General features: G+C 52.4%; 10 protein-coding genes. 6 read left to right on the top strand and 4 right to left on the bottom strand.

What is annotated here, in order from left to right:
• Positions 1–254: 254 nt before the first annotated feature.
• Together C0081_RS04910 and C0081_RS04915 are read left to right on the top strand one after the other, a co-directional pair.
• Positions 255–1,706, top strand: coding sequence for a DEAD/DEAH box helicase (locus C0081_RS04910; RefSeq protein WP_342587665.1), 1,452 nt, complete (start codon positions 255–257; stop codon positions 1,704–1,706).
• Between the two features lie 72 nt (positions 1,707–1,778).
• Positions 1,779–1,991 carry a cold-shock protein gene (locus C0081_RS04915; RefSeq protein WP_101532687.1) on the top strand — a complete coding sequence of 71 codons (213 nt, stop codon included), beginning with the start codon at positions 1,779–1,781 and terminating at the stop codon, positions 1,989–1,991.
• A gap of 129 nt (positions 1,992–2,120) precedes the next feature.
• On the opposite strand, the gene C0081_RS04920 is transcribed toward C0081_RS04915, so the two are convergent.
• Positions 2,121–3,101: a DnaJ C-terminal domain-containing protein gene (locus C0081_RS04920; RefSeq protein ID WP_101532688.1), complete on the bottom strand. Its 981-nt coding sequence runs from the start codon at positions 3,099–3,101 to the stop codon at positions 2,121–2,123.
• A 191-nt stretch (positions 3,102–3,292) separates the two neighbouring features.
• On the opposite strand from C0081_RS04920, the gene C0081_RS04925 reads away from it, so the two are divergent.
• Complete coding sequence (locus C0081_RS04925; protein WP_101532689.1) at positions 3,293–4,345, top strand: M42 family metallopeptidase; 1,053 nt, start codon at positions 3,293–3,295, stop codon at positions 4,343–4,345.
• Positions 4,346–4,458: 113 nt separating this feature from the next.
• On the opposite strand, the gene C0081_RS04930 is transcribed toward C0081_RS04925, so the two are convergent.
• Positions 4,459–5,391, bottom strand: a complete 933-nt coding sequence (locus C0081_RS04930; protein WP_101532690.1) for a glutaminase — start codon at positions 5,389–5,391, stop codon at positions 4,459–4,461.
• Positions 5,392–5,612: 221 nt separating this feature from the next.
• Here C0081_RS04930 and C0081_RS04935 point away from each other — a divergent pair, with 221 nt between their 5' ends.
• Together C0081_RS04935 and C0081_RS04940 are read left to right on the top strand one after the other, a co-directional pair.
• Positions 5,613–5,996, top strand: a complete 384-nt coding sequence (locus tag C0081_RS04935) for a CidA/LrgA family protein (protein ID WP_101532691.1) — start codon at positions 5,613–5,615, stop codon at positions 5,994–5,996.
• Positions 5,993–6,709 (top strand): LrgB family protein, encoded by a 717-nt coding sequence (locus tag C0081_RS04940; RefSeq protein ID WP_101532692.1) that lies wholly within the window; start codon positions 5,993–5,995, stop codon positions 6,707–6,709. Before C0081_RS04935 ends, C0081_RS04940 begins: the two co-directional genes overlap by 4 nt.
• A gap of 9 nt (positions 6,710–6,718) precedes the next feature.
• On the opposite strand, the gene C0081_RS04945 is transcribed toward C0081_RS04940, so the two are convergent.
• The gene (locus C0081_RS04945; protein ID WP_210200394.1) at positions 6,719–8,008 is read right to left on the bottom strand and encodes a ubiquitin-like protein; all 1,290 of its coding nucleotides are present in this window, start codon (positions 8,006–8,008) and stop codon (positions 6,719–6,721) included.
• 249 nt (positions 8,009–8,257) lie between these two features.
• Positions 8,258–10,162: a 1-deoxy-D-xylulose-5-phosphate synthase gene (gene dxs / locus C0081_RS04950; protein WP_101532693.1), complete on the bottom strand. Its 1,905-nt coding sequence runs from the start codon at positions 10,160–10,162 to the stop codon at positions 8,258–8,260.
• A gap of 299 nt (positions 10,163–10,461) precedes the next feature.
• On the opposite strand from dxs, the gene C0081_RS04955 reads away from it, so the two are divergent.
• Positions 10,462–10,836 carry a DUF4189 domain-containing protein gene (locus tag C0081_RS04955; protein WP_101532694.1) on the top strand — a complete coding sequence of 125 codons (375 nt, stop codon included), beginning with the start codon at positions 10,462–10,464 and terminating at the stop codon, positions 10,834–10,836.
• Positions 10,837–10,857: the final 21 nt, after the last annotated feature.

Genomic DNA, 10,857 nt, shown 5'->3' on the forward strand with positions numbered 1-10,857 from the left:
TTGGAACAGGTGATACATTACCCAAGGTGGCCGGTCACAGCGCTGCTGGAATAGTGTCTTGATGCAAAAGAATTCGCTTGCAATTGAGTTCAAGGCGCGGTAGTGAAAGGAACTTGCCCGAGCGTGGATGATGAAAACATCGTCAGCGGGACAGGTTTTCTTGCAATTCTTCATTATGAGTTTTGCTAAGAAATGCCCCTTTTGGCGCAGAACCCCTAACGGCAGCTGATCTGCGCAGGCTTCCCCCAAAATTAATGAAACCATCCAACGCAGCATTTTTGCGCGGTTTTGAGATGGTTGATGAAAGAACCTATTTGACAAACTTTAGTGACCTCGGCCTTGCCGAGCCAATTCTTCGTGCGGTTACAGACGAAGGCTACACGACACCCACTCCCATTCAAACCAAAGCGATCCCGGTTTCTCTGACCGGTAAAGATATTTTGGGTATTGCACAGACCGGCACAGGTAAAACCGCCGCGTTTGTTTTGCCCATGCTGGATCGCATTGCGCGTCAAGGCGGCAAAGCAGCACCAAAAACCTGTGGTGCTCTGATTATGGCCCCGACACGCGAACTCGTCTCCCAGATTGCAGACAACATTCGCAATTACAGCAAGTTTATGCGCGTTTCCGTCACCGTCATCGTTGGCGGCGTGAAACCACGCCCACAGATCAATCGCCTGATGGCTGGTACCGACATTATTGTCGCCACTCCGGGTCGTTTGCTTGATCATATGAACAACGGCATTCTGCGATTGGATCAAACACACACTGTTGTGTTGGATGAGGCGGACCATATGCTCGACCTCGGGTTCATTCCCGATATTCGGCGCATTATGAAGAAATTGCCGAAAAAACGGCAGACTTCTTTGTTTTCAGCGACCATGCCAACGGCAATTCGTTCCTTGGCCAATGATTTCCAGACTAATCCCGTTGAAGTCTCTGTCGCGGCTGCATCTCGCCCTATTGAACGCATCAATCAGAGCGTTCAGCATACACCGCACGCAGCAAAACGTGATGTGTTGACCCAAATCCTGTCCAAAGAAGGCGTTGAACGGGCTATTGTGTTTACGCGGACCAAACGCGGCGCCGATCGGGTGAGTATGCATTTGCAGAAAGCAGGTCTGTCTGCTGCAGCTATTCATGGCAACAAGAGCCAGAGCCAACGCGTTCGGGCCCTTGCTGACTTTAAAGCCGGCCAGACCAACATCATGGTTGCGACTGATATTGCTGCGCGAGGCATCGATATCGATGACGTGTCCCATGTGGTCAATTTCGAGTTGCCAGAAGTGGCAGAAGCCTATGTTCATCGCATTGGCCGGACTGCGCGTGCTGGTCGAGAAGGCATTGCTATCTCGCTGTGCGATCCGTCAGAAGCCAAATTGTTGCGCGAGATCGAAAAGCTGATCGGCAGCAAGTTGGCACGCGATGGCGTGGAAGCATATTCTCCTGGTGATGCACCGGTTCCCGATACAGCTATTAAAGCTGATCCGGGTGTCCGCGGACCAAAACGCAAGCCTCGTGCCTATCGTGGCAAAGGCGGCGGTGCAGGTCCAAACAGTGGCAATGGCAACACTGGCAAACCAGCCAATGCCAAGAACCGTAGACGCCCATCAGGCAAACCAAACACAGGCTTTGGCCGCCCTGCCGGACAGGCAGCTGGCCATCGCAAAGGCAACAGAGGCGGCGGCGCAGCAGCGCATGCCTAATCTTAAAAATTCGAGCAGACACTCTCGAACAATTTCTACCAACACACTTTCTATAAACAAAGGAATATCAAAGTGGCTACTGGCACAGTAAAATGGTTTAACTCCACCAAAGGTTTTGGCTTCATTCAGCAGGACGCTGGCGGAGACGACGTGTTCGTGCACATCAGTGCAGTTGAACGCGCTGGCATGCATGGCCTGAACGAAGGCGACAAAATCAGCTACGACATCGAAGTTGATCAGGCTCGCGGCAAATCTTCTGCTGGCAATCTGAAACTTGTCGACTAATCCATTTTTTGATGGCAACCCTTTAGGGTTGCTTACAAAGATGGACTTGCCTCACAAAAGTGAGGCCTAGATATAATTAAGGCGGCCATTGGCCGCCTTTTTTATGTTTATATTCAATGCAATCCCGGCTTACTCAAAGTCAGCGCCACGGGGGCGATAGACATTAGTGTCTTGCCAATCTTCCATCAAGGCGCGCAAGCCCGGGTCGGATCCTTCAGGCAAGATAATTTTGGCGGTGACGATCAGATCACCGCGCTTCCCGTTCCGGTCAGGCAAGCCTTTGCCTTTAAGGCGCATCGATTTACCAGAACTCATGCCCGCAGGGACTTTGATCTCGACCTTGCCTTCCAATGTCGGAATGCGGATCTTAGATCCCAGAACCGCTTCATAAAGCGTCAACGGCAAATCGAGGCGGATGTTGAGCTCGTCCACCTTGAACAGTCGATGTGGCAAGATTTCGATGGTCACCAAAGCATCGCCAGCCGGGCCGGTGCGGCTTTCATAACCCTGCCCTTTCATGCGAATGGTCTGACCATCTTTCACCCCATGAGGCACTTTCATATCAAGGCTCTTACCAGTGGGCAGATGCACGCGCCGCTTTTCGTCGCTGACCAAATCTTCCAGTGTTACACTGAGCTTGGCATCTGCATCCTGACCCTTTTGTGGCTGGGCACGCTGTTGACCGCGCGCTCCTCCAAACGGGTCGCCTTGCGCACCAGTACGGAAGGGATCTCCACCGGCATGGCCACTGCCCCCCATATTGCCAAAAATCTCGCTCAAAATATCTTCTGCTGAGCCACCACCGGCACCGCCGAACGGGCTCCTGCCTCTGGTCGCTCCACCGGCACCACCAAACGGATGGCCGCCGCCAAAGCCCTGAAATTTTTCCTTGCCTTCAGCGTCGATCTCACCGCGGTCGAATTTGCCGCGCTTTTCTTTGTCCCCAAGAATCTCATAGGCCTGATTGACCTCGGAGAATCTTTCCTGTGCACCAGGGGCATCCTGGTTCTGGTCGGGGTGGTATTTTTTGGCAAGCTTGCGGAAAGCACTTTTGATCTCACGTTCATCTGCAGACTTAGCCACACCAAGTACGCTGTATGGATCTCTCATATCTATCCTCACCCCCATCGGTAAGCCCAAAGCGGCACTTGCCGACGGTGCTAAAATTAGGTTTAAAAGCTCGAACGCGAGGCCTCGGCCCTTCATCAAGCAACCGCAGGCGCATCTCGCGCTGTTTTTTCTTCGTTACCACTGATATAGAGAGTTTCATTGTAAATTTCCATAGGAAGGTTGCTCAAACCATGAACATCGAACTTCTGCGTCGTCTTTGTGAAACTCCCGGCGTTCCGGGCCGCGAACATCGGGTACGCAGCCTGATTGAAGCGGAAATCGAAGGTCTGTTTGACGAGGTTTATACCGATCCGATGGGCTCACTGATCTGCACCCGCTATCCCACCAAAGATCAGGATGTGGACAACGATCCAGAGCGGGTCCTGCTGTTGTGCCATATGGATGAAATCGGCTTTCTTGTTAGCCATATTTCAGACAAGGGCTTTCTTCATGTCGATCCTGTGGGCGGTTTTGACCCACGCACCTTGTTTGCGCGCCGTGTATTGGTCTGCACCAACGACGGTGACTTTAAAGGCGTGATGAATGCAGGCGGCAAAGCCTTGCATATTGCTTCACCTGAAGAACGCAAAAAAATCCCTGAAGTGACAGACTTTGTCGTCGATCTGGGGATGGGCGCTGAAGCCAAAGAGAAAATCAAAATAGGTGACTTCATCGTCATGGACGAACCTCTGCTCGATATGGGCCAGAAGATCGTCTCCAAAGCGCTGGATAACCGTATCGCTTGCTGGCTGGGCATCGAAATTCTGCGTCAAATGATCAACAACGGTGATAAACACGCTTGCGAAATCACGGTTGCTTTCACCGCTCAGGAAGAAGTCGGCTTGCGCGGAGCCCGCACAGCGTCCTTCGGTGTTTCGCCTGATATCGCCTTTGGTATCGATACAACGTTGGCTTGCGATACACCTGGTACACCTGAAAAAGACACAGTCACGGTTCAGGGCAAAGGGTTTGGCCTGCATATCAAAGACGGCTCTTTCATCGCGGATATCGATTTGGTCGAAGAAATCGAAGCATTGGCAGCGGAAAAAGACATTCCAGCACAGCGCACCATTCTGGCCCGTGGCGGACAAGACGGCGCAGCTGGCCAACAAGCCGGCTCAGGTGCAAAAGCGGCTGGCATCGTTGTGGGTACCCGCTACATCCACACAGTGACTGAAATGATCGACAAAACCGATCTGGAGGCCGCTCGCGATATCATGGCGGCCTATTTGGCTAAGCACTGAGTATAAGAACAAAGGCCCCGCGATACAGGGCGGGGCCTTTATGAAACGGCTTCTATTGCCATTTGTCGCTGACCATATAAGCCGCGTTTCAGACCAGCGTCAGGCACTGTCGGCTAGAACACGCCCCAATCGAGCTCGCGGGACATGCGCTCGGCGATGTAGGTTCCCATTTTGGAGTTGCCTTTCTCATTGAGGCCGGGTGACCAAATCGCGATGGAACCACGGCGTGGGGCAATAATCAACAATCCACCACCAACACCGGATTTAGACGGCAGGCCGACACGGAAGGCAAATTCCCCAGAGCCATCATATTGGCCGCAGGTCATCATCAAGGCATTCAGCGAGCGTACTTTGGCGGGGGCGATCAGCTTGGGTGCATCGGGCAAACTGGCCAAATAGCGCCCAGCCTTGGCCAATTGCACAGTGGTCATTTCTATGGCGCATTGGTGATAATAGACGCCAAGGGTGTAATCGGGTTCATTGACCAGATTGTCATAGGAACGCAAATAATGAGCCAACGCCAGATTGCGATAGCCGGTCGTTTTCTCCGACTGCGCTACGCGTGCGTTGATGTGAATATCATCATCTTCGGCCGCAGCACGCACAAACTGTATAATTTCAGACAAGGCTTCTTTGGGGGCATGGCCAGACAGCAGCGCATCTGTGGTGACGATGGCGCCCGCATTGATGAAGGGATTGCGTGGTTTTCCCTTTTCCTGTTCCAGCTTGAGAATCGAATCAAACGGATTGCCCGACGGTTCGCGCGCCACACGGTTCCATAAGCTATCCCCAATCCTCCCCAGCGCTATGGACAGCGTAAAAACCTTGGAGATCGACTGAATGGAAAAGCCGGTTTTATAGTCACCTGCCGAGAGCACCCGTCCGTCTGCCAATGCCACCGAGATGGCCAACTGCGCCGGATCAATATGCGCCAATTCAGGAATATAGTCCGCAGGTTTGCCCCAAAGCTCGGGATCTTCAGCCGCCAGCGCATGGGCGTCGCGCACCAGTCCTTCCAGATACTCAGTGCATATGTCTTTTGACATGGTAGCAGTCGCCCCTTTTTTCGCTTATTTCTGCAATCAGCCATAGGTGATATGCGCATGCCTGTCTATTGGCAAGGGCAACCACGTTTTTCATGCTTTTGCTGAAAGTCTGAAAATAATATGCAGGCTTCCTCCACGGCGGTAATCCAGTATGGTCAGATCAAGGGATTTGACCTGAACGCCTTGGGTTTGCGGCCCCATTCACACCGAGAGGTGACGATTTGTTATTCTATCTAACCGCGATATTTGTTTGTCAGCTTGTTGGCGAGGGGCTGGTCACTGTGCTTGGGCTGCCCGTACCAGGGCCTGTGGCGGGTATGGCCTTGCTGTTTGCTGGGCTCATGATCAAAGGTTCTATTCCCGATGATCTGGCCATGGTTGGTGACACATTGCTCAAGCATCTGTCCCTTTTGTTCATCCCTGCCGGAGTTGGCGTAATGCTGCATGCGGCGCTTCTTAAGCGCGAGATCATACCGCTGTCGGTCTCTCTTGTGGTCAGTACTCTGCTTGCCATTGCGGTCACTGGTCTTTTGATGAGCTGGTTCATGCGAGGAAAATCAGCGCTCTCAACCGACGGGCAGGCTTCAGGAGAGCAGAAGAAATGAGCGATTTTGAAAGCCTCTGGGTTTATCTCAGCGCCAGCCCGCTGTTCCACCTCACTTTGACATTGATCGCTTATCAAATCGGACTTTATCTCTACACCAAAGCTGGCATGACCCCGCTGCTCAATCCAGTGCTCTTGGCGATCATCATTGTGGTTGCGGTACTCTATGTCAGCGGCACGCCCTATCAGGCCTATTTTGATGGTGCCAAATTTGTGCATTTCTTGCTCGGCCCTGCGACGGTGGCGCTGGCTATTCCTCTGTATCGGCAATTTGACAAAGTGCGGCGGTCGGCGGTGGCGATATTGGTCAGTGTGTTGAGCGGGTCATTTGTAGCGGCCAGCTCGGCGGTGTTGATCGCTTGGGCATTGGGTGGCTCGGAACAGTCGTTTCTGTCACTTGCGCCCAAATCAGTCACCGCCCCCGTCGCCATGGGCATCACGCGCGAATTGGGTGGGTTGCCTTCATTAACCGCCGTGTTGGTTATTTCTACCGGTATTTTGGGCGCTGCGCTTGGCCCCTACCTGCTTACGCTGATTGGTGTAAAAAGCTGGGCCGCACGCGGGCTTGCCATTGGCACTGCAAGCCACGGAATCGGAACGGCGCGCAAGATTCAGGTCAACGAAGAAGCCGGCGCTTTCTCCGGCCTCGCAATGGGGCTCAATGCCTTGGCGACCGCCATCCTGTTGCCGTTGATTTGGTTCTGGTTGTTCTAGCCCCAGACACTAGAAGTTGGTTTGATACCGCAAAGCCAAGCTGGCGCGCGTTGTGCTGCCTAGTCGCTCGACATCCACAGTGCCAGACATGCTGCCCTGCCCAGCAAGAGATTGGGAAGCCAGAGAGACACTCGCCCCTCCCCCGCAATCAAGATCACTTTGATCGGTCCAAACCTGTTCGCACGCCAGACTGGGGCCCATTGAGGCGCTGGTCTTCCATTTTTGGGAGGTTAGAGTATCGAGTGAAACCTGCACTTGAGGCAAGAAACGCAAACGCGCGAGGGTCACACTGTTGCTTTTCAAAGACACGCCCGAAGAGCTGCCGGCGACTGTTGCGTCAAAGTCTTCTGCCATGCTGGTGCTATGGGCCAAGAGGGCCGAGACTTCAGGCAATAATTTGAATGAGCCATAGTCAATTTCACCACTCAGACCACTACCCACTTGCGCCCAACCAGACCAGTATGAGCCTTTGACGTCCAAAGTGCCGTCTGACATTGCCAATTCGCTCTGGCGGGCCCCAACCTGCACAAACATATCGCCATAAAAAGCACTATTGATTCTCGTAACGACATAAGCCCCGACAGAGGCACCTAGATTATTCTGTTCTCCAGTGAATGAACCAGTTACATCCGCCTGTCCTGCATCAAGTCCGAGAAAATATCCCATCATGAAATCCGGAGAGAGCACGTGCTCTCGTGCGAGTTTGGTGCTGCCCATTAAACTGGCTGCACCATTGTCCTGATAGGTAAATTCAACATCGCCCATGATGACAAAACGGGCTTGTATATCGCTGGCTTCATCTTCATAAGTCGCCAGCCCTTCAGCGGCCATTACTGAAGGATGCAACCGGATATCGGTTTGATAGGACAATGGGCCTGAAGAGGCTGTTTGTGGCGCCCCGACGGAAGAGAACGCACCGCCACCATTTTGAAGGCGGGTTCGCGCTTGAGTCACAAAGCGGCGCGTTCCACCAACTTGCAATTCCAAAGAAACTCTCTCATTTGAGTTTAAGGTTGACTGGATAGTTGTTTTCTTTTCCTCAACACTCGCCGCAGGACCGCTTGATTTAAGCGTCAACTGAATCGTCGATTCTTTCTGAATATTATAGTCGGAAAGCGTGCGTCCTTCCGCCAGTGTTTTACCGGCAAACGTCAAGATTTGCTGGTCAGGAGCAATGTCTTCCTTTTCTTGAACCTTAGACTTCACATTTTCGATGGTATCGTTGGCTTCCACATCCAGAGAGATGGTTTTACCCGTATGGGTTTTGACAAAAATCTGCATCGCCGATGCGCTGGCCATTGTCAGAAAACAGGCCGATAGACTGAGTGCTATGAAAAGAAATGATTTTTGAAAAAAACAAAATGGCGAATAGCGCATATAACACCCAGAATAGAAACAAAAGTAGAATCAATTCGTTATATTAGCCATCAGCTTTGATCTAGAAAGAATCCCGAGTGCCCTCAAGACAAAGTTTGTTGCTGTTATCAACACAATATAGGTAATAATGCGCAAAACAACGCAAGCTGGTTGTTCTCGGAGGAGAAGTCTTCAGGCGATTTCGCCCGCTTCGATCGCTTCGTTGATGTTGCGGCCCAGTGCTTCAAATACTGTGCGCACGATGCCGTCGGCATCGAGCATGCTATTGGCATACATCGCGTCTGGTTTGCCATGATCGGTATATTCGTCAGGCATAGTCAGGCTGCGGATCTTCAGGGCACCATCAAGCGCACCTTCCGCTGCCAGCATATGCAGCACCTGTCCGCCAAAGCCGCCCGCAACCCCTTCTTCGATGGTGATCAGCATCTCATGGGTACCTGCGAGCTTGAGAATCATGTCTTTGTCGAGTGGTTTGGCAAAACGGGCGTCGGCCACCGAGGTAGACAGGCCATAGCCATCGAGCCGTTCGGCTGCGATGAGGCTTTCTGCTAAACGTGTCCCGAAGGAAAGAATGGCAACTTTGCTACCATCCTTCATCATGCGGCCTTTGCCTATTTCCAGCGGCACGCCTTCTTCAGGCATATCAACACCAACACCTTCCCCGCGTGGATAGCGAAAAGCAATGGGACCGTCGTTATAGGCGGCAGCGGTGGCGACCATATGCACCAACTCTGCCTCGTCGGCGGCGGCCATCACCACCATGTTGGGCAAGGAGGCAAGAAAACCGATGTCGAACGAGCCTGCATGGGTGGGGCCGTCAGCGCCGACAAATCCGGCACGATCAATGGGAAAGCGCACCGGCAGTTTCTGAATGGCCACGTCATGCACCACTTGATCATAGGCGCGCTGCAAGAAAGTGGAATAGATGGCGCAGAAAGGTTTGTATCCTTCACATGCCATACCAGCGGCAAAGGTGACCGCATGTTGCTCGGCGATGCCCACATCAAAGGTGCGGGTTGGAAAGTCTTTTTCAAAGATATCAACGCCGGTGCCGGACGGCATGGCCGCAGTGATAGCGACAATCTTGTCGTCCTTGTGAGCTTCTTTGGTCAGGCTCTGGCCGAACACTTTGGTATAGCTGGGGGCGTTGCTCGGAGCTTTGACCTGCGCGCCGGTGACCACGTCGAATTTCGAGACGCCGTGATATTTGTCCCGCGCATGTTCAGCAGGACCATAGCCCTTGCCTTTTTGCGTCACCACATGAACAAGGATCGGCCCCTTGTCGATATCGCGGACATTTTTCAGGATGGGCAGCATATGTTCAAGATTATGACCGTCAATAGGACCGACATAATAGAAACCAAGCTCTTCAAACAACGTGCCGCCAGTTACAAAAGAGCGGGCAAATTCTTCTGCCTTAGCGGCCTTTTCCTTAAAAAAGCGCGGCATAGAATAGGCCAGCTGTTTGGCGACATCGCGAAGCGACAAAAAGGTTTTGCCCGATATAAGCCGCGCCAAATAAGCGCTCATGGCACCGGTCGGCGGTGCAATAGACATATCATTGTCATTGAGAATGACTATCAGGCGGCTGTCCAGAGCACCGGCATTGTTCATGGCTTCATAGGCCATACCTGCGCTCATGGCACCATCGCCGATGACTGCGATGACATTGCGGTCTGTACCCTCAAGATCAGAGGCAACCTGCATGCCCAAGCCCGCAGAAATGGAGGTGGAGCTGTGGCCCGCTCCAAAGGGGTCAAACTCGCTCTCGGCCCGTTTGGTAAAACCGGACAGGCCGTTGGGCTGGCGCAAGGTGCGCATGCGGTCTCGGCGACCTGTCATGATTTTGTGTGGATAGGCCTGATGCCCGACATCCCAAATGATGCGATCATGGGGGGTATTAAACACATGGTGGAGCGCGACGGTCAACTCAACCACACCCAATCCGGCACCCAGATGACCGCCGGTGACAGACACCGCATCGATCATTTCCGTGCGGACATCATCCACCAAGCTTTTCAGCTGGGGTAAATCGAGAGAGCGAACATCATCAATAGAGGTGATGCTATCGAGCATTGGTGTTTGGGACACTTAATCCACCCGTGTCTTAATATTTGTCTTTCGGCTTCTTTATACGCTCCCAAACAACGATAGGATCGCATTACCAGCTTCATTGCTGTTGGTCATAGATGGCCGTCAGTTCGCATTTTCAGACCTAATCGGTCCGGTCTATACCGAAAGCAAGATAAGGGCAAGAAAAAGGCTTCCCCTCAAATGGTCCGTTCGACCTAGTAATACTGGTAATTTCCCCGGAATTCGATATTCTTACCTACGTAAAATGACTAAATTTACTCGCAGCAAAGGGGGATAACGCTGTGTTCCATCGTATTTGCCTATTCATCGTTTCAATTATTCTATCCACATTGCTCACATCCGGAGCATCCGCCCAAGATTATTACGGCGCAATTGCAGTCGCATCAAACGGTGCTCACGGATATTCCTTTGACTACAATACCAAAAGACAAGCGCAAAACAGAGCCCTAAGCGAATGCAGACAACAAGGACGCAACTGCAAAGTTGCCCTTTGGTTTCGCAATGCCTGCGGTGTGTTGGCAATGAACCGGCAAAACAGCTGGGCAACCGCATGGGGTGATACGCGCCGCTATGCCGAGCAGCTGGCTTTGCGGTCATGCAATAATAAATATGGTGGTTGTTTCGTGAAACGATGGGTTTGCACGGCCGGTCGCTAGGCTCAGGACTCATTGATTGAG

The organism is Cohaesibacter celericrescens (assembly GCF_002866925.1).
In the GTDB taxonomy this organism is placed as follows: Bacteria; Pseudomonadota; Alphaproteobacteria; order Rhizobiales; family Cohaesibacteraceae; genus Cohaesibacter; species Cohaesibacter celericrescens.

Excerpts from the sequence above, each read along its gene's own strand:
- C0081_RS04910 (WP_342587665.1), top strand. The coding sequence starts at position 255 with ATGAAACCATCCAACGCAGCATTTTTGCGCGGTTTTGAGATGGTTGAT.
- C0081_RS04920 (WP_101532688.1), bottom strand. The coding sequence starts at position 3,101 with ATGAGAGATCCATACAGCGTACTTGGTGTGGCTAAGTCTGCAGATGAA.
- C0081_RS04925 (WP_101532689.1), top strand. The coding sequence starts at position 3,293 with ATGAACATCGAACTTCTGCGTCGTCTTTGTGAAACTCCCGGCGTTCCG.
- C0081_RS04930 (WP_101532690.1), bottom strand. The coding sequence starts at position 5,391 with ATGTCAAAAGACATATGCACTGAGTATCTGGAAGGACTGGTGCGCGAC.
- C0081_RS04940 (WP_101532692.1), top strand. The coding sequence starts at position 5,993 with ATGAGCGATTTTGAAAGCCTCTGGGTTTATCTCAGCGCCAGCCCGCTG.
- C0081_RS04945 (WP_210200394.1), bottom strand. The coding sequence starts at position 8,008 with ATGGCCAGCGCATCGGCGATGCAGATTTTTGTCAAAACCCATACGGGT.
- dxs (WP_101532693.1), bottom strand. The coding sequence starts at position 10,162 with ATGCTCGATAGCATCACCTCTATTGATGATGTTCGCTCTCTCGATTTA.